The 22,872-nt window shown below is 66.3% G+C and carries 23 protein-coding genes; 4 read left to right on the top strand and 19 right to left on the bottom strand.

What is annotated here, in order from left to right; genetic code table 11:
- Nucleotides 1-7 precede the first annotated feature (7 nt).
- From JK358_RS24220 to JK358_RS24165, 12 genes are all read right to left on the bottom strand, one after another.
- Complete coding sequence (locus tag JK358_RS24220) at nucleotides 8-496, bottom strand: Rv1363c family protein (RefSeq protein WP_201950885.1); 489 nt, start codon at nucleotides 494-496, stop codon at nucleotides 8-10.
- A complete protein-coding gene (locus JK358_RS24215) occupies nucleotides 493-1,269 on the bottom strand; it encodes an Rv1363c family protein (protein ID WP_201950884.1) in 777 nt (258 codons plus the stop codon). Before JK358_RS24215 ends, JK358_RS24220 begins: the two co-directional genes overlap by 4 nt.
- On the bottom strand, nucleotides 1,266-2,675 hold the full coding sequence (locus JK358_RS24210; RefSeq protein ID WP_201950882.1) for an MCE family protein: 1,410 nt from the start codon (nucleotides 2,673-2,675) through the stop codon (nucleotides 1,266-1,268). The genes JK358_RS24215 and JK358_RS24210 overlap by 4 nt, the downstream gene beginning before the upstream one ends.
- Nucleotides 2,672-3,907, bottom strand: coding sequence for an MCE family protein (locus tag JK358_RS24205; protein WP_201950880.1), 1,236 nt, complete (start codon nucleotides 3,905-3,907; stop codon nucleotides 2,672-2,674). Before JK358_RS24205 ends, JK358_RS24210 begins: the two co-directional genes overlap by 4 nt.
- Nucleotides 3,907-5,142 (bottom strand): MCE family protein, encoded by a 1,236-nt coding sequence (locus tag JK358_RS24200; protein ID WP_201950877.1) that lies wholly within the window; start codon nucleotides 5,140-5,142, stop codon nucleotides 3,907-3,909. The genes JK358_RS24205 and JK358_RS24200 overlap by 1 nt, the downstream gene beginning before the upstream one ends.
- The gene (locus JK358_RS24195; protein ID WP_201950874.1) at nucleotides 5,139-6,200 is read right to left on the bottom strand and encodes an MCE family protein; all 1,062 of its coding nucleotides are present in this window, start codon (nucleotides 6,198-6,200) and stop codon (nucleotides 5,139-5,141) included. Before JK358_RS24195 ends, JK358_RS24200 begins: the two co-directional genes overlap by 4 nt.
- Nucleotides 6,197-7,222, bottom strand: coding sequence for an MCE family protein (locus tag JK358_RS24190; RefSeq protein ID WP_232851780.1), 1,026 nt, complete (start codon nucleotides 7,220-7,222; stop codon nucleotides 6,197-6,199). The genes JK358_RS24195 and JK358_RS24190 overlap by 4 nt, the downstream gene beginning before the upstream one ends.
- A complete protein-coding gene (locus JK358_RS24185) occupies nucleotides 7,219-8,445 on the bottom strand; it encodes an MCE family protein (protein ID WP_372440711.1) in 1,227 nt (408 codons plus the stop codon). The genes JK358_RS24190 and JK358_RS24185 overlap by 4 nt, the downstream gene beginning before the upstream one ends.
- Before the next feature lie 30 nt (nucleotides 8,446-8,475).
- A complete protein-coding gene (locus tag JK358_RS24180; RefSeq protein WP_201950870.1) occupies nucleotides 8,476-9,327 on the bottom strand; it encodes an MlaE family ABC transporter permease in 852 nt (283 codons plus the stop codon).
- Between the two features lie 4 nt (nucleotides 9,328-9,331).
- Complete coding sequence (locus JK358_RS24175; RefSeq protein ID WP_201950866.1) at nucleotides 9,332-10,096, bottom strand: MlaE family ABC transporter permease; 765 nt, start codon at nucleotides 10,094-10,096, stop codon at nucleotides 9,332-9,334.
- 309 nt (nucleotides 10,097-10,405) lie between these two features.
- Complete coding sequence (locus JK358_RS24170; protein WP_201950864.1) at nucleotides 10,406-11,308, bottom strand: 3-oxoacyl-ACP reductase; 903 nt, start codon at nucleotides 11,306-11,308, stop codon at nucleotides 10,406-10,408.
- Between the two features lie 45 nt (nucleotides 11,309-11,353).
- Nucleotides 11,354-11,542, bottom strand: a complete 189-nt coding sequence (locus tag JK358_RS24165; protein ID WP_201950863.1) for a ferredoxin — start codon at nucleotides 11,540-11,542, stop codon at nucleotides 11,354-11,356.
- 156 nt (nucleotides 11,543-11,698) lie between these two features.
- Here JK358_RS24165 and JK358_RS24160 point away from each other — a divergent pair, with 156 nt between their 5' ends.
- Nucleotides 11,699-12,892 (top strand): acyl-CoA dehydrogenase family protein, encoded by a 1,194-nt coding sequence (locus JK358_RS24160; RefSeq protein ID WP_201950861.1) that lies wholly within the window; start codon nucleotides 11,699-11,701, stop codon nucleotides 12,890-12,892.
- A gap of 22 nt (nucleotides 12,893-12,914) precedes the next feature.
- Nucleotides 12,915-14,036, top strand: coding sequence for an acyl-CoA dehydrogenase family protein (locus JK358_RS24155; RefSeq protein ID WP_201950855.1), 1,122 nt, complete (start codon nucleotides 12,915-12,917; stop codon nucleotides 14,034-14,036).
- 51 nt (nucleotides 14,037-14,087) lie between these two features.
- On the opposite strand, the gene JK358_RS24150 is transcribed toward JK358_RS24155, so the two are convergent.
- The 4 genes from JK358_RS24150 to JK358_RS24135 form a co-directional block, all read right to left on the bottom strand.
- Entirely contained in the window at nucleotides 14,088-14,507 is a 420-nt protein-coding gene (locus JK358_RS24150; RefSeq protein WP_232851779.1) for a hypothetical protein, read from the bottom strand.
- Entirely contained in the window at nucleotides 14,504-14,683 is a 180-nt protein-coding gene (locus tag JK358_RS24145) for a hypothetical protein (protein WP_201950851.1), read from the bottom strand. Before JK358_RS24145 ends, JK358_RS24150 begins: the two co-directional genes overlap by 4 nt.
- A 136-nt stretch (nucleotides 14,684-14,819) precedes the next feature.
- Nucleotides 14,820-15,509, bottom strand: coding sequence for a maleylpyruvate isomerase family mycothiol-dependent enzyme (locus JK358_RS24140; RefSeq protein WP_201950850.1), 690 nt, complete (start codon nucleotides 15,507-15,509; stop codon nucleotides 14,820-14,822).
- Nucleotides 15,510-15,588: 79 nt separating this feature from the next.
- Complete coding sequence (locus JK358_RS24135; protein WP_201950848.1) at nucleotides 15,589-16,785, bottom strand: glycosyltransferase; 1,197 nt, start codon at nucleotides 16,783-16,785, stop codon at nucleotides 15,589-15,591.
- Between the two features lie 178 nt (nucleotides 16,786-16,963).
- On the opposite strand from JK358_RS24135, the gene JK358_RS24130 reads away from it, so the two are divergent.
- Nucleotides 16,964-17,383, top strand: a complete 420-nt coding sequence (locus JK358_RS24130) for a VOC family protein (RefSeq protein WP_201950846.1) — start codon at nucleotides 16,964-16,966, stop codon at nucleotides 17,381-17,383.
- Nucleotides 17,384-17,517: 134 nt separating this feature from the next.
- Nucleotides 17,518-19,140, top strand: coding sequence for an acyl-CoA synthetase (locus tag JK358_RS24125; protein WP_201950844.1), 1,623 nt, complete (start codon nucleotides 17,518-17,520; stop codon nucleotides 19,138-19,140).
- Nucleotides 19,141-19,142: 2 nt separating this feature from the next.
- On the opposite strand, the gene JK358_RS24120 is transcribed toward JK358_RS24125, so the two are convergent.
- The 3 genes from JK358_RS24120 to JK358_RS24110 form a co-directional block, all read right to left on the bottom strand.
- Nucleotides 19,143-19,886, bottom strand: coding sequence for a helix-turn-helix domain-containing protein (locus JK358_RS24120; protein ID WP_201950842.1), 744 nt, complete (start codon nucleotides 19,884-19,886; stop codon nucleotides 19,143-19,145).
- Between the two features lie 179 nt (nucleotides 19,887-20,065).
- Nucleotides 20,066-21,067 (bottom strand): sigma-70 family RNA polymerase sigma factor, encoded by a 1,002-nt coding sequence (locus tag JK358_RS24115; protein WP_201950839.1) that lies wholly within the window; start codon nucleotides 21,065-21,067, stop codon nucleotides 20,066-20,068.
- Nucleotides 21,068-21,243: 176 nt separating this feature from the next.
- A complete protein-coding gene (locus JK358_RS24110; protein ID WP_201950837.1) occupies nucleotides 21,244-22,869 on the bottom strand; it encodes an acyl-CoA synthetase in 1,626 nt (541 codons plus the stop codon).
- Nucleotides 22,870-22,872: the final 3 nt, after the last annotated feature.

The following is a 22,872-nucleotide window of genomic DNA, read 5'->3' as shown; positions in this document are numbered from 1 at the left end:
CCGGAGATCAGACCGGCGTGATGTTCGAGACGAGCCAGCGCCCGTCCTCCTTGGCCAGTTCGACCTGCAGGCGCGAGCCGCTGAGGGTTTCCTCGGCCGCATCGGCACGTTTGAACAGCTGGTTGCTGAAGACCAGGACGGTGGCATGCGTCCGCGAGGTCTCGATCACGCCGGTCGCCTGCACGGTGGTGCGGACGGTGAGCTTCTGCTCCTTCGCCGCCGGAATGGCCTGCTGCTCGGTCACCTGCTTGTAGGAGTCGCGATAGTCGCTGGTGAGATTCTCCGCTGCCCTGGGCAATTCGTGGTCGACGGTGTTGTAGTCGTAGGAGAACAGGGCCTCCACGGTGCGCTGGGCGGCGTCGACCGCGCCGGCGCGATTCTGCTCGGCCTGCCGGTCGGACCAGAAACCCCAGCCGGTCAGTGCGGCGGCGGTGACCGCCGCGATGAAAAGGATTGCGGCGGAGCCGATGAGGAGGGAGCGCTTGTCGAATTTCACGGCACGAACTCCACGGAGGTGGCGGTCAGGGTATCGCCTTCCTGTTGCACGTGAATCCGCATGCGGTAGTCCTTCTGCACGGGACCGTTGGTGGCGGTATTGGATACCGTCTGCCGCGCGAGCAGCAGCACGCTGGCCGAATCCTCGTCACTGGATTCGATGGCGGCGGCGAGGATGGTGCCGCTGGAGTCGATCTTCATCTGCTCGAAGATCTGCTTGAACAGCTCGCGGTTCTGCGCGTACTCGTCCTTGAGGGAGCCGCCCGCGGCCGCGATCAGCCGATCGATGTCCGCACCGGCCGTGCTGTCCTTGACGGTGGCCAGGTCCAGGTACGCCTGCTTGGCGACCTGAATGTATTCCGCGCGACGGTCGTTCAGCGCGTCCGCCCGGTTCTGGTGATAGAAGAACACGCCCCCGGAGCCGATGAGCAGCAGCGCCGACAGCAGCGCGACCACGGCGGCCACCGTGCCCACCCGGTCGAGCCCGTCGAACGCCCGGCGCGGGTCGAACTTCGACCGCGACTTCGGCGCGGGCGAAACCGCCGGAGCCGCAGCCTTCTTCGGCTCAGCCTTCGTCAGCTCGGGTTTCTCCGCCGCGGCCTTTTCGGTCGAAACCACAGCATCCGAAGCCTCGGCGACCACGGCTTCGTTGTCCGCCACGGCAACCGCCGAGGTGCGGACTTCGACCGCGGCCTGATCACCGTCGGCCGGCGGACCGGCCTGCCGCTGAACACGCCGCCGAGTGCGGCTTCGATTTGCTGTGGTTTCGCTCATCGCGTTGGCTCCTGAAGCATTTCCTGCCAGCTCGACGGCACCCTGGTGGAACCATCTGGGTTGATATTCCCTTGTCGGATCACACTGCCATCAGGTCCGACATAGGTGCCGGTGGCCGGATCGGCGTGCCCGATGAAGGGGGCTGTCTGGTTACCCAGCAGGTTACTGGTCGGGTTGCCCTCGTTGTCAACAGGCTGCGGCGGGCCGAACGGCGGGTTGTTGCCGAGCGGCACGTAACCCTGCGGGTCACGGCACAGTTCCGGAGTCGGCGCCCGCTTGCCCGGCACCTCCATACACGGCGTATTGCGGATACCGCGCACGGCCTCCTTGGCGTTCTGCGCAACCTTGCAGTACAGATTGTCGGGGGTGGGAATCTGGGTCAGATCGGCCGGCGACCGCCGGTCGTCGGGTGAGATGAAGCCGGTGGTGCAGCCCGGCGGATCGTTCAGGCCGAGCATGAAGTCGACCCGGGCGCCGTATTCGGTCGGACCGCGAATCGCGGTGAGCAGAGCCGAGAGCAGCGGCGGGTAGATCACCAGGATCTGTTCGATACCGGCGTGATAGGTGACGCCCACCTGGCCCACGCTGATCATATTGGCGAGCAGGATCGGCAGGGTCGGCTTCAGGTCCTGGAAGGTCTGGTTGACCTTCTGCACCGTGGTCGGCGCGTTCTGCAGCAGCGACCGCAGCGCCGGATCATGTTCGCGCAGTTGGTCTGTCACCGTGGCCAGATCCTGGGTCCAGCTGCGGATGGCGTCCTCGGACTGGTTCTGGGTGTCCAGCAGCGGGCCGAGCTGCGCCAGCAGATCCTTGGTCGGCTGGGTGTTCGCCTTGGCCTCCTGCACGAGCAGCGAGGCCGAGTCGATGAACCGCTGCAGTTCCGGACCGGCTCCGTCGAAGGCGGTGAAGGCGGCCTGGATGACCTCCTGCAGCTTGGTGTCGGCGACCGTGGACAGCAGCCGGTCGGCCTGATCGAGCATGGCGCCGACGTCCTGCGGGAGCTTGGTGCGCTCCACCGGGATCACCGAACCATCCTGCAGATTCGCGCCTTTCGGGTCCTTCGCGGGCACCAGATCGACGTACTGTTCACCGACGGCCGAGACGCTCTTGACGTACGCGTCGATATCGCCGGGGATCTTGAAGTCGCTGTCGATGGACAGCTCGGCGGCGACTCCCTTGGGGGTGAGCCGCACCTCGTTCACCTTGCCGACATTGGTGCCGCGATAGGCCACGTTCGCCGTCTCGTAGAGACCACCCGTCGCCGCCAATTCGACTGTGACGGTGTATCTCCCGATGCCGAACATGGCGGGGATGCCCACATAGCTGCCGCCCATGACGGTCAGGCCGATCACGGTCAGCACCGAGAAGATGGCCAGCTGAACCTTGACGAACTTCGTGAGTTTCACTGTCCGGTACCCCCCTGTCCGTCGGCGGGCACGGTGAGCCCCGGAATCGCGGGCAGACCCGGAATCGGAGGCAGCCCTGGGATACTCGGCTCCGGCGCGGTGGTCTCGGCCGGGTTCTTGTACGGGTCGGTGAGCGGGTCACCGGTTCCCATCGCCGTGGCGGGCACCCCGATTCCCAGACCGAGGGTGGACTGCACGCCACCCAGGCTGCCGCCGAGCGCGGTGCCGGTCAGGAAGTTGGAATCCAGGCGAGACGCGGTGAGATCCGCGGTCATCCACAGGTTCATGTAGTCGCCCTTGATGACCTTGTCGATGTTCTTGATCGGGAACGGGAACGTCAGCAGCCACTGCAGCGATTCGGCGAGCTTGCCGCCGGTGTCGGCCAGCGACTTCAGCGCCGGCTCCAGATTCGCCACATTCGCCTTCAGGCTGTCGCCGCCCTCGTCGATGATCCGCTGCACGACATCGCTCAGATCAGCAAGGGAGGTAATGGCATTGGTGATGTTGACCCGGCGATCGGCGAGCACCGTCAGGGCCGGATGGATGGTGGTGATCGCGGCCGCGACCTGATCCTTCTGCTGCGCGAGCACGCCGCCGAAACGGTCCAGCCCGGCCATGGCGGCGATGATGTCGCCGGTCTGCTGATCCAGGGTCGTGGTGAGCTCGGTCAACTGCGGCAGCAGATCGCGGATGGCGTCGGTGCGGCCGGTGAAGGTGGCGTTGAGCTCCCGGGTGATGGTCTCCACCTGGGACATGCCACCGCCGTTGAGCACCACCGACAGCGAGGACAGCGTCTGCTCGGTGGTCGGGAACGCACCCGCCCGCGACAGCGGGATCACGTCTCCGTCCTGCAAACGGCCCTGTGCCGGTTCACCTTCCGGCGCGTCGAGCTCCAGGTGATTACTGCCCAGCAGGCTGGTCTGGCCGACGCGCGCGACGGCGTTCGCGGGCAGTTCCACGCCCTTCTCGAGGCTCACGGTGACCAGCGCGTGCCAGTCCTCGACCTCGATCTTCCGGACCGTGCCGACGGACACGTCGTTCACCTTCACCGGTGAATTCGGGGTCAGCATGGTCACATTCGGCATCTGGATGCGGACCTGCCAGGAGCCCTCCCCGGTGCCCTCGGCACCGGGCAGCGGCAGCGAGTTCAGGCCGTCCCACTGGCATCCGCTCACCCCGAGCACGGCGACCAGTCCGATCGTCATGCCCGCCAGGCGAATTCGGCGGCTCATCATTGTCCACCTCCGGGGATGAGCAGGTCGGTGATGCTGGTCGCCGGAGCGCCCGGCTGCGCCCGAGCCGCCACGTCGGGCGTGCTGTAGATGAGCTGGTCGGGGAAGGCGTTCTGCTGCGTCGCGGGATTGAGCAGCAGCGGAGGGTAATTCATCGCGAGGGAGTTCAACACCGGTCCCAGGTACTGCTTGCACAGGTCGGCGCTCTTCTGCGCGTCGTTGATCTCGACCGCCTCGACCGCACCACACAGGAAGGCGATCGGGTTGGCGAAGTTGGGCGCCGCGAGGGTGCCGGTGAGGGTGCCCTGCGCCGGCTTGTAGAGCTGGTAGAAGTTCACCAGCGCGGTCGGACCGGAGTGCAGGACGCGCTCGAGTTCGGGCCGGTGATCGGCGAGGTTCTGGGTGACCTCGGACAGCCGCTCCACACTCTCGGTGAGCTGGTCGCCGCGCGAGTCCAGGAATCGCTTCACATCGACGATCGCGCTGTCGAGGCTGTCCAGCCCCGTGCCCAGATCGGTGGACACATTCGCCAGCACCGAGGAGACCGAGGCCAATCGGCCGCCGAACTGCACGATCTGCTCATTGGACTTGGACAGCACGTCGACGAACTTCTGCAGGTTCTTGATGGTGCCGAACAGATCGGTCCGGCCGTCGGAGAGGGTCTGCAGCGTGCTGGACAGCTCCCGCAGCGTGGACCGGAACGCCTCGGCATTGCCGTTGCCCAGGTTCGCCGCCGCGGTGTCGATGGCCCGGCCGAAGGAACCCTTGTCGTCCTCGCCGATCGGGCCCAGCGCGGTGGCCAGCTTGGTCAGCTCGGCCTTGATGTCGTCCCACTCCACCGGAATCGCGGTGCGGTTCTCCGGAATCGTGGCGTTGTCACCCATCTTCGGGCCGGTGGTGTAGGCCGGAGCGAGCTGGATGAAGCGCGCCGTCACCAGCGACGGCGACACGATCACGGCCTTGGCGTCGGCGGGCAGATCGATGCCGCGGTCCACGGTGAGCTCGACGGTCACGCCGTTCTTGCCGGGTTCGATCGAATCGATCGTGCCGACCTTCACACCCAGCACCCGGACCTCGTCGCCGGCGTACAGGCCGACGGTGGAGGGGAAGGCGACGGTGATGTGCTTCTTGCCGATATCGGAGAGCACCGTGTAGGCCAGCCAACCGGCCAGCGCCACCACCAGCGCCACGGCGATCAAGCGAGCCGTGCGCGGCACCTTTCGAATTGCGTTCATCGCGGCGGCTCCACAATCGCGGGTTGGATCGAGGGCAGCGGGTTCAGCCACTCGCGCAGCGCGTCGGGCAGATGCTCCGGCCACACCATGGCGTCGACCAGCACCTGCAGCATCTTGCCGGAACCATTGGCCAGGTACGCCTGGAAGTACGGCCCGCTGCCGACCTGCTCACCGAGCGCGCCCGCGAACGGACCCAGATCGATGAGGGCCTTGCTGATGTTGTCCCGGTTGTTCTGCAGCAGCTCCAACACCGAATTCAGTTTGTCCAGAGTCGGTTTCAGCTGTTCCTCGTTGTCGGCGACGAAACCGCTGAGCTGCTGGGCCAATCCGTTCACGTACACGATCAGCTGACTGATCGCGGCGCGGCGGGCGTCTAGCTCGCCGAGCAGGCTGTTGCCGTCGACCAGCAGCGAATTGATCTGCGCCGCACGCTCGCCCAGCACCGAGGTGACGTTCTGGGCGCGGCCGAGCAACTGCAGCAGCGCGTCGTCACGGGTATTGAGGCTCTTGGAGAGCGCGGTGATGCCGTCCAGCGCCGAACGCAGCGGGCCGGGGGTGTCGGTGAACGCCTCCGACAGCGTGTCCAGGGTCCGGTTCACCTGATCGGTGTCGAGCCCCTGCACCGTCGTCGTCAGCTCGCTCAACGCGTCGGTCAGCGAGTACGGCGACGTGGTGCGGTCCAGCGGAATCACGTCGTCCTTGCGGATGGCTCCGCTTCCGGCCGGTGTCACCTCCAGCGACTTGCGGCCCAGCAGCGTATTGGTCTTGATGGCCGCGGAGGTGCTGCCGCCCAGCACGATGTTCTCGTCCAGGGTGAAGCGGACCTTCACCTTGGCGCCGTCCAGCTCCACCTCTTCGACGCGGCCGGTGCGCACACCGGCGACCTGCACGGGATCACCCGGCAGCAGGCCACCCGCGTCGGCGAAGTAGGCATTGAATTCCGCGCCGGCCCGGACGAACGGCAACCGGTCGAACTGGAGCGCGGTCAGGCAGATCGTCACGCACAGCACGATGCCGACGACGCCGATATTGATCAGCGGGGAGCGTGTTCCGTTCACCGGGCGCACCTTCCGTCCCTGTCCGCACCCGGTGCGTTGATCCGCTGGGTGCTGCCGTCCGGCGCGGTGACGAGGAAATGCGCGCCACAGACGTACATGTTGAGGAACGAACCGTAGGACCCGATCCGAATCAGCTTCTTGTAGGTCTCGGGCAGCAGATCCAGGACGTACTGGAGCTCACCGCTGGAGTTGTCGAGATTGGTCGCCAGGCGGCCCAGATGCTCGATATCCGACTTGAGATCCGGACGAACCTCCTGCAGCAGGCCGGTGAGATCGCCGGTGGCTCCGGCCAATCGGGGCAGCGCGGCGCCGATCGGATCCTTGTCCTCGGCGAGACCGCTGACCAGACGCTGCAATTCGTTCAGCGTGGTCGAGAACTCCTGATTGTGCTCGTCGATGGTGCCGAGCACGGTGTTCAGGTTGTTGATCACGCTACCGATCAGGGCATCCCGATCGGCGAGGGTCTTGCTGAAGGAGCCGGAGCTGTTCAGCAGGGTGACCAGCGTGCCGCCCTGACCCTGGAACACCTGCAGCAGGGCCCCGGTCAGATCGTTCACCTGCTGCGGATTCAGGCCCCGCAGCAGCGGTTTGAAGCCGCCGAGCAGCATATCCAGATCGAGTGCGGGCTTGGTCCGGTCGAGGCCGATGGTGGCCCCTTCCTTCAGCGGCTGCGCGCTGCCCGGTCCGTCCAGCAGCTCCAGATACCGGTCGCCCACGAGGTTTTCGTAGCGGATGGCGGCCTGGGTGCTGGCGTAGACGCGGTACTCACGATCGATGTCGAAGTCGACGTACGCCTGATTGTTCTTGACGTACACCCGCTCCACCGAGCCCACCGGCACACCGGCGATGCGCACCTTCGCGCCCGGCAGCATGCCGGAGGAGCTGGTGAAGATCGCGTGGTAGCTGGTCGAGCGGGAGAAGCGCATCTGGCTGAAGATCACCCCCAGCCCGGCGAGGACCAGCACCATGACCAGGGTGAAGATCCCCAGTTTCACGGTGCTCGCGTGCGGTTTGATCCTCATGGGTTGGGCACCCCCGGCATTCCCGCGAACAAGTACTGGAAGACCTTGGGCCCGTTGAGACTCGTGCCGGTCGGCGGAGTCCACACATAGCCCTCGGTGGTGTCGGTGACGAGGTAGTTGGAGTGGCTGCCCGGCTGCCGATCGAGAATGTTCTCGCAGTGCGGGCCACCGGTGGCGTTCACCTTCGGCAGATCCTTCGGGTACTCGTACGGCGTGCCGCCGGGCATGAAGCCGGCGTTCAGCGTCACGTAGGGGCCGTCACCGCCGAAGATGCGGTTGCCGACCGGCAGCGCGTCGGCCGATCCGACCACCAGGCAGTACAGCGCCGGGCTGTACTCGTTGAGCAGATCGGTGGTGGGGCGCAACAGGTTCAGCGAGCTGATCAGCGGATCGGCGTTCTCGTTCAGCACCGCGCCGGTCTGGTTGGACAGGCCGATGAGCTCGAGCAGCACCCGGTCGAAATTGGCGGACTCGTCGACGATGGTGCCGCCGGTGACCGTCATATTGTCGGTGGTGCGCAACAGATCCGGGATGGTGTCGGCGTACAGGTTGGTCACGCCGACCGAGATCTGCAGATCGCGGCGCAGGTCGGGCAGGCTCGGGTTGATGTCGCGCAGGTACGCGTCACTGTCGGCCAGCAGCTGGCCCAGCTTCTCACCGCGCCCGTCCAGGGCCGTGCCCAGCGCGGTCAGCGTGGCGTTCAGCTTCTCCGGCTCCACCTTGAGGAGCACATCGTTGAGATGCTGGAAGAGCGTATTGAATTCGACCGTCACGTCATCGGCCTGAACGACCGCACCCGGCCGCAGCGAATCCGACGACGGGTTGTCCGGCGAGATGAAGTTGATGTACTTCGCACCGAACACCGTGGTGGACTTGATATCCACCAGGGCATTGGCCGGGACCATCTTCAATTTGTCCGGGTCCAAGGCCAATTCGATCTGCGCACCGGACGAGGTGGTGGTGATGCCCGAGACCTTGCCGATCTCGACGCCGCGGATCTTCACCTTGGCGTCCGGGTCCAGCACCAGGCCGCTGCGCGGGGCTGCCACGGTCACCTTGACGGTGTTCTCGAAGCCGCCCGCGAACATGACCAGGCAGATCGCGACGACCGCGACCAGCCCGAGGACCAACCCCAGGCCGGCGAGCTTGATGAACCAGCCCTGTTCCGAAGCCCTTTTGGGTCTTTGCTTTTCGATGAAGGGCGAGCCGATCGGACTCTGCACCCTCTCACGTTCTTGAACCATGCCGCCGCCCTACCCGGAGAGATGGAAATTGCCGGAAGTGCCGTAGATGGCGAGCGACATCAACAGCGTCACCATGACGACGGCGATCAGGGACGCGCGCACCGCATTGCCTACCGCGACACCGACGCCCACGGGACCACCCGCGGCGTGGAAACCGTAGTAAGTGTGGATCAACATGACCGCGATGGCCATGAAGATCGCCTGCGCGAACGACCAGAGAATGTCGCTGGGAATCAGGAAGGTTTCGAAGTAGTGGTCGTACACACCAGCTGACTGCCCGTAGATCACCACGGTCGCAAAGCGACTCGCGATGAACGAGGCGATGACCGCCAGCGAGTACAGCGGAATGACCGCGAGCATGCCGGCCAGCAGCCGCGTGCCGACGAGGAAGGGCACCGGCCGGATGGCCATGACCTCGAGTGCGTCGATCTCCTCGGAGACGCGCATGGCCCCGAGTTGCGCGGTGGTGCCCGCGCCCAGTGTCGCCGCCAGGCCGATGCCCGAAATCACCGGCGCCGCAATGCGAACGTTGATGAAGGCGGCGAAGAAGCCGGTCAGGGCCTCGACGCCGATATTGCCGAGTGAGCTGTAGCCCTGCACGGCGATGGTGCCGCCGGCCGCGAGCGTCAGGAAGCCGACGATCACGACGGTGCCGCCGATGACCGCGAGTGCGCCTGTGCCCATGGAGATCTCGGCGATGAGCCGGATGGTCTCGGTGCGGTAGTGCACCAGCGCCTTCGGTACCGAGGCGATGGACTGCGCGTAGAAGACCGCGTGCTTGCCGACGGAATCCAGTCCGTCCGAGACCTTCTGGGCACGCCGCGTCACTCGCGGGAACCGGGATTGAATCACGAAAGCCATGAGATCACCGCACCGCGAACTTGATGGAAACGGCGGTTGCCACGACATTGATGACGAACAAAGCCATGAACGCGAAAACGACGGTCTGATTCACCGCGTCGCCGACGCTCTTCGGACCGCCCTTCACGTTCAGCCCCAGATAGCAGGCGACCAGTCCGGCGCAGAGTCCGAACAACATGGCCTTCACCTCGGAGATGATCACCTCGGGCAGATGGGTCAGCAGGGTGATGCCGTTGACGAAAGCGCCCGGATTCACGTCCTGCAGGAAGACGGAGAAGATGAAGCCGCCCAGGATGCCGATGGCCGACACCAGGCCGTTGAGCAGTGCCGCCACGAACATGGAGGCGAGCACGCGGGGGACGACGAGCCGCTGCACCGGGTCGATGCCCAGCACGCGCATGGCGTCGATCTCCTCGCGGATGGTGCGTGCGCCGAGGTCGGCGCAGATCGCGGTGGCGCCCGCGCCGGCCACGATGAGCACGGTGACCATCGGGCCGATCTGGGTGATCGCGCCGAAAGCCGCACCGGCCCCGGACAGGTCGGCCGCGCCGATCTCCCGGAGCAGGATGTTGAGTGTGAAGCTCACCAGGACGGTGAACGGAATCGCGACCAATAGGGTCGGAAAGATGGAAACCCGGGCAATGAACCAGGCCTGATCGATGAATTCCCGTCGTTGGAACGGGGGCCGCACCGCAGCGCGAGCGACAGCACCGGCGAGTTCGAAGAACCCTCCGACCGCCCGCAGCGGTACGGCAAGGACTTCATTCATTCCCGCTATTCCTCCTGCCCCTGCCTAGCTATAGCACCCGAGATCTGAATGTGATCTCGGTCCCGCTTCAAGATTAGAACACGTTCTCGTCTAGTTCGGGTAGGTTTCGGCCTTATGAACAGGCAATCTTTCTGAACAACTGTCCAGAAACGAGAACATGTTCATCCCATGACCGACGGTATGCGCGTGACGCCCTTGTGAGGCGCCACACACACATAGTTTGATCCTTCCTACCAACGATCGATCCCATGATCAACCGCTGGACGGAGTAAAAACGCCCGTGACGGCGAGTTTGGCGGATCTGTCCTATCAGCCGAGATCCATCAGCGAGGACGCGGAAAACGTCGCGTTCGCCGGACGGTCCGCGAAATAGCCGCCCAGGGTGGCGGCCAGACCCTCGGTCGTCCACTCGCCCTCGGCGTCGAAGCGCTGCTCCACCACCGGCGCGGCCATGAGGGCCACCATCGGGCCGTAGACGACGAAGAGCTGCCCGCTGACGGCCTCGGCCGCCGGCGAAGCCAGGTAGGCCACCAGGCGCGCGACATGATCGGGCGACAGCGGATCCGGGCCCTCTTCGGGCGCCGCGGAGAAGACCTTCTCGGTCATGGAGGTCCGAGCGCGCGGGGCAATGGCATTGGCGGTCACGCCGAAACGCGACAGTGCCCGCGAGGCCGACAGCGTCAGCGCGGTGATACCGGCCTTGGCGGCGCCGTAGTTCGCCTGACCCTCAGGTCCGAGCAGGCCCGCCTCCGAGGAGGTGTTGATGATGCGACCGTACACCGGCGCACCCGTCTCCTTGGACTTGCCGCGCCAGTACGACCCGGCATTGCGGGTCAGCAGGAAATGTCCGCGCAGGTGCACCGCGACGACGGCGTCGAAATCCTCGTCGGACATGTTGAACAGCATCTTGTCCCGGGTGATCCCGGCATTGTTGACCACGATGTCCAGCCCGCCGAAGGCCTGCTCGGCGGTGCTGATCAGGGCATCGGCGGTGGACCGTTCGGCGATGCTGCCCGCCACGAACTCCGCCTTGGCACCCAGCGCGCGGATATCGGCGAGGGTTGCGCTGACGGCGTCGTTTTCGGCAAGGTCGTTCACCACGACGGACGCTCCGGCCCGGGCCAGTTCGAGGGCTTCGGCCCGGCCCAGGCCCGCACCGGCTCCGGTGACGATGGCAACCCGGCCGGCAAGACTCACATCAGAATCGCTCACCGGGCCGACTCTAGAACGTGTTCCACTTCGCGGGCAAGCATCGATTCAGGCGAGCTTCAGCGCCGCTTTGGGGCACTGCGCGACCGCAGTCTTCACGTCGTGCTCATCCGCCTTCGGCACCTCGTCGACGAGGACGTGCAGCTGGTCGTCGTCATCGAGATCGAAGACTTCAGGGGCGATTCCGACACAGATGCCGTTCGCTTCGCACTGGTCGAAATCAACGGTGACCTTCATTGGTGACTCCTTAACCGCAGGTATGGCCCGAGAGTAACAAGCAAGTGCTTTACGAGGTAGTCGAAATGGGCTTAGGGGACCCTCATACTGGAACAAGTTCCACCCCCTGTGCGATGATGCGCAGAACTCTGAAACTTCAGGCTAGGGGTACCTACCATGCGGATCGCCTACACGCCGCAACAGGAACAGCTTCGTGCTGAGCTGCGTGACTACTTCGCCAAACTGATCACTCCCGAACGGCGCGAGGCCCTTTCGGCCCAGACCGGCGAATACGGTTCGGGCAATGTGTACCGCGAGGTCGTCGCCGAAATGGGGCGCGACGGCTGGCTCGCGCTCGGCTGGCCGAAGGAGTACGGCGGCCAGGACCGCTCCACCATGGATCAGCTGATCTTCACCGACGAGGCCGCCATCGCGGGCGCGCCGGTGCCGTTCCTGACCATCAACTCGGTCGCGCCGACGATCATGCACTACGGCACCGAAGAGCAGAAGAAATTCTTCCTGCCGAAGATCGCGGCGGGCGAATTGCATTTCGCCATCGGATATTCCGAACCCGGCGCGGGCACCGACCTGGCCTCGCTGCGCACCACCGCGGTGCGCGACGGCGACGACTGGATCATCAACGGGCAGAAGATGTGGACCTCCCTCATCGCCTACGCCGACTACATCTGGCTGGCCGCCCGCACCGATCCGAATGCCAAGAAGCACAAGGGCATCTCGATGTTCATCGTGCCCACCACGGCCGAGGGCTTCTCGTGGACGCCCGTGCACACCATGGCCGGGCCGGACACCTCCGCCACCTACTACCAGGACGTGCGGGTCAAGAACTCCGACATGGTCGGGCCGGAGAACGGCGGCTGGTCGCTGGTCACCAACCAGCTCAACCATGAGCGGGTCGCGCTGACCTCCTCCGCGCCGCTGGCGCTGGCCGTCGCGCAGACCACCGAGTGGGCGCGCAACACCAAGAACTCCAACGGTTCCCGCGTCATCGACCAGGAGTGGGTGCAGCTCGCGCTGGCCAAGGTGCACGCCAAGGTGGAGTACCTCAAGCTGCTGAACTGGGAGGTCGCCTCGCGCGCCGACGCGGGCGGGGATGCCGCGCCGCGGCCGTGGGACGCCTCCTCCTGCAAGGTGTACGGCACCGAACTGGCCACCGAGGCCTACCGCACCCTCATGGAGGTGCTGGGGCCGCAGGCCTACCTGCGCCAGGATTCGCCGGGCGCGCAGCTGCGCGGGCGGCTCGAGCGCATGCACCGCGCCTGCCTGATCCTCACCTTCGGCGGCGGCACCAACGAGGTGCAGCGCGACATCATCGCCATGACCGCCCTGAAGCAGCCCCCGGCCGCCCGCTGATTTCGAAAGCCAGGTAACTCCAATGGATTTCACTCTCACCGAGGCCCAGCAGGATCTGGCCCGCCTCACCGCCGACGTGACCGGCAAGCTGGTCACCGCCGACAAGCTGCGTGAACTCGACAAGAACACCGCCGCCGACGGCAACCCCACCGTGCGCTTCGACGAAGCGCTGTGGGCCTCGCTCGCCGAGACCGGCGTGCTGTCCGCCGCACTCCCGGAGTCGGTGGGCGGCAGCGATTTCGGCGTCCTCGAGCAGGCCGCCATCCTGCGCGAGCTCGGCAAGTCCGTGGCCGCGGTCCCCTACCTGTGGTCGATCGTGCTGGGCGCGGGCGCGCTGGCGAAGTTCGGCTCGGAATCCCAGCGCGCCTTGGCTTCTCAGGCCGCCACCGGCGAGATCATCCTCACCGCGGCCCTGAGCGAGGAACGCAACTGGGAGCCCGCCAACCCCGTCACCACCGCCGACGAGAACGGCTCCTGGCGCATCACCGGCCTCAAGACCACCGTCCCCTACGCCCGCCAGGCCGCCCGAATCCTGGTGCCCGCCACCGTGAACGGCGTCGCCGCGGTCTTCCTGGTCGACCCGTCCGACCCCGCCGTCCACATCTCCGACCAGATCGTCACCGACCGCTCCCCCGAGGCCGAGATCGAATTCGCCGGCGCCCCCGCCGAATTGATCGCCACCCTCGACCAGGGCCCGGAAATCCTCACCTGGCTCCTGGAACGCGCCTGGTTCGCCCTCGCCGCCCAGCAGCTCGGCACCCTGGAAAAGGGCCTCGAACTGGTAGCCGACTACGCCCGCGAACGCGAACAGTTCGCCCGCAAGATCGGCAGCTTCCAAGCCGTAGCCCAGCGCCTCGCCGACGCCTACATCGACGTCCAGGGCGTCCGCCTCGCCGTCCAACAGGCCGCCTGGCGTCTCTCGGAAGGCCTGGACGCCACCGCCGAAATCCACACCGCCAAATACTGGGCAGCCGAGGCAGGCCACCGCGTCTCCCACACCGTCGTCCACATCCACGGCGGCGTAGGCATCGACCGCGACCACATCGTCAACCAGTACTTCACCGCCGCCAAACACAACGAGTTCGCCCTCGGCGGCGCCACCGACCACCTCCGCGCCCTCGGCGCGCAGCTGGCCGCGCAGTAGTACCACCGGGGAACGGCGGCAGCCCCGAAAGGTGCTGCTGCCGTTCTCTTCTCATGCCCCGGGTTCGGAGAGCTCGACCAGCTCGAGCGCCCATGGCAGCCTGGCCGCGACCGGCTTCCACCGTGCTCGGTCCACCGTGATGATCGGCCAGTCGAAACGCTTCGCGGTATAGATGATGTGCGCTGCGGCCACATCCTGTGGATCGCCCATCACCCCGATGATCCTCGAGAGTTCGAAGACCTCCTCGGCATCCGACAGCGGTTCCAGCGACAACGACTCCAGATGGTCGATGACGCCGCTGATCTCATCGCACTGCTCCTCCGACAATTCCGCCTCGGCGACCGCGAGAGCCACAGCGGCGAACGAAGCTCTGATATCCCGGGCGGCCAGGCTCGCGATCAGGTGGGCAGCGACGTTCGAACCATGGGAGTACGCGTGGATGATGGTGTCGTCCACAACGAATCCTGTCACCGTCCACCCGCCTGGCGATCCTCGAGGTACTTGGCCAATCGGTCGGCCTCCCGCTCGGCCCAGACAACGGCCTGCGGATCGGCTTGCGCGCGTTCGAGCCGCGCCTCCCAGGCCATTCGCTGACGCATCCGCCGTGACTCGTGCTCGGCGATGAGCATCCGCAGAGTGTCCTCCATGGTCCGCCCCTTGGGAGTCAGGGCATTTAGTTTGTCCCGAGTCGCCACCGTTGTCTTGATCGACGTCCGAGCATCAGTCATACCCGGATTCTACCGAGTAGACAATCAGTAGACACGACTTTCGTCATACCGGAAGTCAGGGGACGAGGGGCCCGGCCAGGACCTTCTCGCCGGCGGGGCGGTCGCCCTCCCAAGTGAGGGCGGAGGTGGGGATGCGCTGCCAGAGGGCGAGCAGCAGATCGGATGCGGTGGCCGAGATTTCGGTGACGGCGTCGCCGGGGCCGTAGGTCCAGGTGCGGTCGGTGTCGGTGCTGCGGACGCGCAGGGCGGTGGCGGGGGCGGTGGCGAGGCCGCGGTCGATCATGCGCTGGGCGAACATTTCGAAGATCTCGGTGATGCCGTCGTCGGCGAGCGCCGGGTCGAAGGGTTGCGGGGTGCCGAGGGCGTTCTGGGCGTCCCAGCGGTGCATGAGGGTTTCCTGGGCGCGGCGGCGACGCCAGAAGGCTACGTTGCGCGGGAGCAGGCGGGTGAAGGTCCAGGCGGGGGTTTCCGGTGCCGCCGAGAGGGATTCGAGGATGGCGTCGGCGGTTTCGTCGTACCAGGCACGCAGGTCGGTGGCGTCCTTCGGGGCGGGTGGGCCCTGGAAGTCGCCGCGGTTCTCGGCCACGGCGGTGACCACCCAGAGGTTGCCCTGGCCCATATGGTCGACGAGGTCGTAGAAGGTCCAGTCGCCACAGGTGGGGACGGGGGCCGCGAGATCGGCGTCAGGGGTGATCAGACCGCCGAAGGTGGTGAGCTCGGTGCGCAGGACTGCCAGGAAATCCATGCGGTCACGGTAATCCGGATCCGTACTCGCCGCGCGGGAGACGCTCGGAAATCGGACAGCCGAATTCGGGGGCGGGCGGTCAGGATTCGAATTCGCGGACCGGAAAGATACGCTCCGGCAGCACGCCTGGATGATCTCCCGTCGGTTCGAGTTCGCGCAGGAGCTGATCACCGGCGGCGTCGTCGCGAATGGCGCGGCCGAGGTGCGCGGCGGCACGGTAGTGGGCAGGACTGCGGAGCAGGCGCTGCACGGCGCGGGCTATGCGATGCGGAGATGCCGTGCGGGGCAAGACGATTCCGGCACTGTGGGCGCGGACGCGGGCGGCGTTGTCGGCACCCTCCCGATCGTGCGGCAGGACCAGGGCGGGCAGGTCGGCGGCGAAGCCCTTCATGAGGGTGGCGTGGCCGCCGTGCGTCACGACCAGGGCGGCGTGGCGCATGACCTGACGGTGCGGAGCGCCCCGCAGCACGGACACATTGGCAGGTGCGGAGATATCGGCGGGCTCGACCGCGGGGCCGGTGGTGATGACACCGCGCACGGGAAGCCTGCCGAGCGCATCGGCCACCCGCCGCAGCGTGTCGGTGCGGTGCCCGAAGGCGGAGGACAGCGAGACCAGCACCAGCGGATCGCCACCCTCGGGCACGGCCCACTCGCTATCGCGGGCCCAGGGCGGATCGTCCAGCACCGGCCCGGTGAATCGCACACCATCGGGCCACTGCGCCGGGAAATCGAATGCGGCACTGGACAATACGAGCTGCCGATGCGCCAGCTGCACCTGATCGCGATAGTGCGCCAGCCGTTCCAACCCGAATCCGGCGCGCAGATCGTTGAGTTTCGGCAGCAGTTCCTGATCCCAGCGGCGCTGCACGAGCGAGCCCACGACGCTGTCGCGGGTCCGGCTCAGCGACCCCAGCGCCCGCCCGAATCCGGAGCCGGGCGGCGGCGTGCCCTCGACCGGCAGCGGGTAGATGCCCGGCATGAGCACGACGAACGGGATCCCCCGGCTCTGCGCGGCCACCATGGCCCCGAACGCATGACCGGAGGTGAGTACGAAATCCGGTGCCGCACTGTCGATCTCATCAGCGGTGTCGGCGGCGAAACCCACACCCGCACGGGCGCGCAACCGCGCACCGGTGGCGGCCACCTCGGCGGCCATGGATTCCTCGGCGAGCACGGTGACCCGGTGCCCGCGCTCGACGAGGCGGCGCACCACGCCCAGCTCCGGCGGTACCGTCCCGCCGCCGCCGGTGAGCGCGACCAGGTAGCTGTTCTTCATCAGGCACCTCCCAACAGCCACTCTTGCATGCCGCCCCGACCCGCCACCGGGCGATGCGCAAATGATGTGTCACAGACCACAGTGCCGCATAACCGATGAGTTTTCCACGCACGCCCCGTCCTCACCCATGACACCGATGAACACGCAATGGGATTGCGGAAGGAAAGGACGAGCCACCATGGCCAGCAAGATGATCTTCATCAACCTCCCCGTCTCCGACCTGGACCGGTCGAAGGCCTTCTACGAGGCGCTGGGCTGGAAGGTGAACCAGGACTTCACCGACGGCAACGCCGCCTGCATCGTGGTCGACGACAACATCTGCCTCATGCTGCTGACCCACGACTTCTTCACCACCTTCTCCCCCCGCCCCATCGGCGACACCAAGGCCACCGTGACCGCCGCCTACGCGGTCGCCCTCGGCAGCGCCGCCGAAGTGGACACCCTCACCGAAGCCGCCCTGCAAGCCGGCGGCACCGAAGAGATCAACACCGACAAGCGAGCCCAGGAAGCCCAGGTAGGCATGCACGGCCGCACCTTCCTCGACCCCGACGGCCACCAGTGGGAGCCCTTCTTCATGGACTACCCCGGCACCAACTGACCCCCGAAAACCCCCGGCCCGCCGAACAATTCGGCGGGCCGAGCGCTGCCCTGACCACTTCCTGTCGTCACTGACCCTTTCCTGCCAGGGCTTTTCCGTTCTCCACCCGTTCACGCGCTGCCAGGGTGAACCGCATGGCTCTCAATGTCGCAGACCTTTTCGAACATGCAGTGGACGCGGTACCGGATCGGATAGCCGTCATCTGCGGCGACCGGCAGGTCACCTACCGAGAACTCGACCAGCGTGCGAACCGCCTCGCACATCACTTGTCCGCCAAGGGAATCGGGCGTGGCGACCATGTCGGCGTGTACTCGCGCAACTCCATCGAGGCGCTGGAGACGATGCTCGCGGCCTACAAGCTGCGCGCGGTCGCGGTATCGGTGAACTACCGCTACGTGGCCGAGGAGGTGCGCTACATCGCCGACAACGCCGACCTGAAGGCGCTCATCCATGAGCGCACCTACTCCGAGGTGGTTGCGGAGATCGCCCACGCCTGTCCGAAGCTCACGGAATTCGTTGTCGTGGATGATGATTCGGGACTCGACTACACCCGTTTCGGCGGCGTCGCCTATGCCGACGCCCTGGCCGCCGGGTCCCCCGAACGCGATTTCGAACAGCGCGCCTCCGACGACCTCTACATCCTCTACACCGGCGGCACCACGGGCATGCCCAAAGGCGTGATGTGGACCCATGAGGACGTCTGGCGCAGCCTCGGCGGCGGCATCAACCATGTCACCGGCGAATACGTGGCCGACGAATGGGAGCTCGCGAACACCGCGAAGAACTCCCCCGCCGGAATCGTCATGGCCCCACTGGCCCCGCTGATCCACGGCGCGGCGCAGTGGGCCGCGTTCATCACACTCAACTCCGGCGGCACCATCGTTTTCGTGCCCAGGTTCGACGCCCACGAGGTGTGGCGGACGGTGCAGCGGCATCGGGTGAACGTGCTGGCCGTGGTCGGCGATGCCATGGCCCGGCCGCTACTGGACGCCTACCGGGAGACCGCCTACGACACCTCGTCGCTGTGGGCGTTCACCAGCCAGGCCGCCCTGTTCTCCCAGTCGTTGAAACAGCAGTACTTGGACCTGTTCCCGAATCTGTTCATCACCGATGTCGTCGGTTCCTCGGAGAGCGGTAGCACCGGCCTGTCCGTGGTCACCAGGGACGCCGATCATTCCCAGGGCCCCAGGGTGAAGTTCGGGGCGCAGTCCGCGTTGATCGACGACGACGGAAACCTGGTGCCGCCCGCACCGGGCGCGATCGGCCGCATGGCACGCACCGGCCATGTCCCGCTCGGCTATTACAAGGATCCCGAGAAGTCCGCGACCATCTTCGTGGAGGTGGCGGGCCAACGGTACGTGGTGCCGGGCGACTATGCCCGCTACGAGGCGGACGGCACCGTCACTCTGCTGGGCCGCGGCTCGGAGTGCATCAACACCGGCGGCGAGAAGGTCTTTCCCGAGGAGGTGGAGGGCGCGCTCACCTCGCATCCGAATGTGTTCGACGCCTTGGTTATCGGAGTATCCGACGCACGGTTCGGTCAGGGCGTGGCGGCCATCGTGCAACCTCGGGCGGGAGCGACCCTGGATCTGCGCGAGGTGGACACGCATGTGCGGTCCCGGATTGCCGGATACAAAGCGCCCCGGCGCTATTGGATCGTCGACGAGGTGACACGTCAGCCCAGCGGCAAGGCGAACTACGCGGCAGCGAAGCGATATGCCGCCGCACATGCGGACGCGGCGGTCGCTCCGCGCTGAAATCAGCTGAGCAGCCCGAGTTCTCGGGCTCGGGCACCGAGTTGGAAGCGGGTGGTGACGCCGAGGCGGTCCATGATGTCGGCGACGTAGCGGCGATAGGTGCGGACCGAGACCGCGAGCCGGCGGGCCGCCACCTCGTCGATCAGGCCCTCGTTGAGATAGCGGATGACCGCGAGCGCGTTCTCACCCAGCGCCGCGTCGTCCGCGTCGAGGTGGTCGCGCAGGCGGCGGGCGGTGGACCAGGTCTTGGTGGCGAACTGGTGGATCACGCCGAGCAGGGTGGGTTCGGTGACCAGGACGCCGCGCGGCTGCCGGTCGGCGGTGTGCGCCCACAGTGCGGCCACCCGGCGGTCGATGATGACGGTGTTGCAGAAGTCGGTGTCGGTGACGCGGATCTGCGAGTTGACGGCGAAGCGGGTGGGGGTGGCGCGCTGCTCGCGGCTGCGCACGTAGTCCGGGGAGAGGAGCAAGCGCACCTTGGTGCCCGCGTCGTGCAGTTCGTGCAGCAGGACCTTGCCCGCACCGTATTCCGGCTCGTGCCGGACCGGACCGGAAATGGCCAGGATGGCCTCGTGCCGGGCGTTGGCGAGCATGTGCTCGAGGTCGGTGCCCCACCGCTCGTCCGGCCACAGGGGTGTGACCGCGTCGGCGGTGCGCTGCGATCCGATCATGTCGGAGAGGGCGATATCCAGCAGATTCCGCGAATGTGTCAGCAGTTCAGCCAGATCGGATTCGGTCCGGGCCACCGCACCTCCATCACTACGCGGTCCTACCGTGTCCGCACAGTACCTCACCTGCGGTGAAACATGAACGGCCCGCCGGGAATTGCTTCCCGGCGGGCCGTCACGCATGCCGCCGCGCTGCACCGGACCACCCCGGTGCTCCACCGTGCGCGGCGGCGTGGTCTCCGTAGGGGCTCCCGGCCTTAGTTTTCCCGGTATTCCATCGCCAAACCGAAGAGCGGGAAAAGCTTTTCGGTGTCGAGGAAGAAGTTGAGGCCGGAGACCTTGTCGCCATCCAATTCCAGCACAGTGATGGACCAGGGGGTCCACAGACCCGGCTCTTCGGGGTGCGGCTTGTAGTGGGCGAAGCCGGCCATGCCGTTGACGCCGACCGGAACCATACGGGAATTGCGGCAGGCGTGACCGTGGCCGAGCATGAAGGCGGCCACGTTCGCCGGGCCGGACACCCAGAGCGGGATCGGCGGCATGGACAGTGCCACATCGGCTTTCAGCAGGGCGGTGAGGGCGTTCATGTCGTAGGACTCGAAGGCCTTGACGAAATCGTCGACCAGTTTGCGCTGCTGCTCGTCTGCCTCGTCGTAGACGTCGGAGATCGTGGAGACGTCCTGCACCTTGGACATGGTGGCGCGGGCGCGCTGCAGGGCGCTGTTCACCGAGGCCGGGGAGACATTGAGCATGTCGGCGGTTTCGCTGGCCGAGAAGCGCAGCACCTCGCGCATGATGAGTATGGCGCGCTGGGTGGCCGGCAGATGCTGCACGGCGGCGACGAAGGCAAGGCGCAGAGTGTCTTTGGTGCTGGCGGCCTCGGCCGGGTCCGCGCCGAAGGCGAGGCCGTTCGGGATGGGTTCAACCCAGACGTAATCCGGCTCGGGCATGGGGAGCGGGGAGTCGGGTGTGGAGGGACCGTTGAGGTCCATCGGTCTGGCCCGGCGCTGCGGACCGTCCAGCATGTCCAGACAGACATTGGTGGTGATCTTGTAGAGCCAGGAACGGACGCTGGAGCGGCCCTCGAACGAGTCGTAGGACTTCCAGGCCCGGGTGAAGGTTTCCTGTACCGCGTCCTCGGCCTCGAAGGAGGAGCCGAGCATGCGGTAGGCGTAAGCGCACAGCTCGCGCCGGTGCCCCTCGAAGGAGCGCAATACGTCGTCCGTAATGGTGGTGGACCGGCCTGCCGTGTCGCTCATGCCGACACCTCGCTGCGCTCGGCGCCGGCATGCGCGACGCGCGCTGTGTTCGTGATTCGCTCGCTGCGCTCGCTCATGCCGACCACTCTTGCACAGCCGACCGACAAGAAACACCACCCGAAAACGATGGGTGCCCGCCTGTTTCGCAACAGGCGGGCACAACTTTCACATCGGCCTCACTCGTCGGCGTCGCGCGCCTCGGTCTGCGCCTTGGCCCACTTGTAGTCGGGCTTGCCGGCCGGGCTGCGCTTGATCTCGTCCACGAACCACAGGCTGCGCGGCATCTTGTAGGAGGAGATCTCCTGGCTCAGCACGGGACGCAGTTCCTCGAGCGTCGGCCGCACCTCGCCGCGGCACTGCACGACCGCGCAGACCCGCTGGCCCCAGCGCTCGTCCGGCACGCCGACCACGAGCGCGTCGAACACCTCGGGATGCGCCTTGAGCGCGCCCTCGACCTCTTCGGGGTAGATCTTTTCGCCACCGGAGTTGATGGACACCGAGCCGCGGCCCAGCATGGTGACGGTCCCGTCCTCCTCCACGCGGGCGAAGTCGCCGGGGATGGAGTAGCGAATCCCGTTGAAGGTCTTGAAGGTTTCCGCGGTCTTGACCGGGTCGTTGTAGTACCCGACCGGAATGTTGCCGCTGCGCGCGAGCAGGCCGACCTTGCCGGATCCCGGCTCGACCGGATTGCCCTCGTCATCGATGACCTGGGTGGACCCGTCGATCTTCACGCGCGGGCCGCCGGTGTGCGTGGTGCCCTTGGTGGCCACCGACAGACCGCCGAACCCGGTCTCCGAGGAGCCGATGGAGTCGGTGATGAGCGCGTTCGGGAACTTCTCGATGAACTGGTCCTTGAGCGTGGGCGAGAACAGCGCGGCACTGGAGGCCAGCACCCACAGGCTCGAATGCTGGTACGGCGCACCGGTTTCCGGGTTGCCTTCGGCCAGCGCGGCGAGCATGGGCTGGGCCATGGCGTCACCGGTAATAAAGATCATGTTCACGCCGTGCCGGTCGATGGCCTGCCAGACGTTGTGCCCGGAGAACTCCGGCAGCATGACGGCCTTGCCGCCGTCGAACAGGCTGTGCAGCGTGGCGGTGAACGAGCCGCCGTGGATCAGCGGCGGGATGGGGTAGCGCACCATCGGCGAGTTGCCGCTCGCGCCGCCCTTGGCCTGCTCCCACTCGTCCTGGATGAATTCGCCGGTGTAGAAGTTGATGCCGCCGCCGAGCACGCGCCACCAGTCCTCCTGCCGCCACATGACGCCCTTGGGCAGGCCGGTGGTGCCACCGGTGTAGATCATCATGATGTCGTCGGAGGAGCGCTCCTCGAAGTCGCGCTCGCCGTGCTGGGAGGCGATGGCCGCCTCGTATTCGACGGTGCCCTCACCCAGCGGCAGATCGGTGCCGTCCTCGACGGCGATGACGGTTTTCACGCCGGGGACGTTCGGCAGCGTATTGGCCACCTTGTCGGCGTAGCGGCGCTCGTGAATGAGAGCCACCATGTCGGAGTTGCTGAAGATGTATTGCAACTCGTTCTCGACGTACCGGTAGTTCACGTTGATCATGACCGCGCGCGCTTTGAAAATCGCGACGAGCGCCTCGACGGCCTCGATCGTGTTGCGCGAGTACACGCCAACCTTGTCACCCGGCTTCACGCCCTGTTCCTGCAGGTAGTGGGCGAGCCGGTTGGCCCGGTCCTCCAGCTGGGCGTAGGTCACCGAACGGGTGTCATCGGCGAGCGCGACGCGTTCCGGCATGAGGTCGATGGTGTGTTCGACAAGGTCCGCAATGTTGTAGCTCACACA

This window comes from Nocardia acididurans, assembly GCF_016741815.1.
Lineage (GTDB): Bacteria > Actinomycetota > Actinomycetes > Mycobacteriales > Mycobacteriaceae > Nocardia > Nocardia acididurans.
The sequence above is the reverse complement of the archived record's forward strand: the minus strand, read 5'-3'. Positions and strand labels throughout refer to the sequence as shown.

Coding starts and splice junctions, on each gene's coding strand:
- JK358_RS24215 (WP_201950884.1), bottom strand. CDS start 1,269: ATGAGCGAAACCACAGCAAATCGAAGCCGCACTCGGCGGCGTGTTCAG.
- JK358_RS24205 (WP_201950880.1), bottom strand. CDS start 3,907: ATGAGCCGCCGAATTCGCCTGGCGGGCATGACGATCGGACTGGTCGCC.
- JK358_RS24200 (WP_201950877.1), bottom strand. CDS start 5,142: ATGAACGCAATTCGAAAGGTGCCGCGCACGGCTCGCTTGATCGCCGTG.
- JK358_RS24190 (WP_232851780.1), bottom strand. CDS start 7,222: ATGAGGATCAAACCGCACGCGAGCACCGTGAAACTGGGGATCTTCACC.
- JK358_RS24180 (WP_201950870.1), bottom strand. CDS start 9,327: ATGGCTTTCGTGATTCAATCCCGGTTCCCGCGAGTGACGCGGCGTGCC.
- JK358_RS24175 (WP_201950866.1), bottom strand. CDS start 10,096: ATGAATGAAGTCCTTGCCGTACCGCTGCGGGCGGTCGGAGGGTTCTTC.
- JK358_RS24165 (WP_201950863.1), bottom strand. CDS start 11,542: ATGAAGGTCACCGTTGATTTCGACCAGTGCGAAGCGAACGGCATCTGT.
- JK358_RS24160 (WP_201950861.1), top strand. CDS start 11,699: ATGCGGATCGCCTACACGCCGCAACAGGAACAGCTTCGTGCTGAGCTG.
- JK358_RS24155 (WP_201950855.1), top strand. CDS start 12,915: ATGGATTTCACTCTCACCGAGGCCCAGCAGGATCTGGCCCGCCTCACC.
- JK358_RS24145 (WP_201950851.1), bottom strand. CDS start 14,683: ATGGAGGACACTCTGCGGATGCTCATCGCCGAGCACGAGTCACGGCGG.
- JK358_RS24140 (WP_201950850.1), bottom strand. CDS start 15,509: ATGGATTTCCTGGCAGTCCTGCGCACCGAGCTCACCACCTTCGGCGGT.
- JK358_RS24135 (WP_201950848.1), bottom strand. CDS start 16,785: ATGAAGAACAGCTACCTGGTCGCGCTCACCGGCGGCGGCGGGACGGTA.
- JK358_RS24130 (WP_201950846.1), top strand. CDS start 16,964: ATGGCCAGCAAGATGATCTTCATCAACCTCCCCGTCTCCGACCTGGAC.
- JK358_RS24125 (WP_201950844.1), top strand. CDS start 17,518: ATGGCTCTCAATGTCGCAGACCTTTTCGAACATGCAGTGGACGCGGTA.
- JK358_RS24115 (WP_201950839.1), bottom strand. CDS start 21,067: ATGAGCGACACGGCAGGCCGGTCCACCACCATTACGGACGACGTATTG.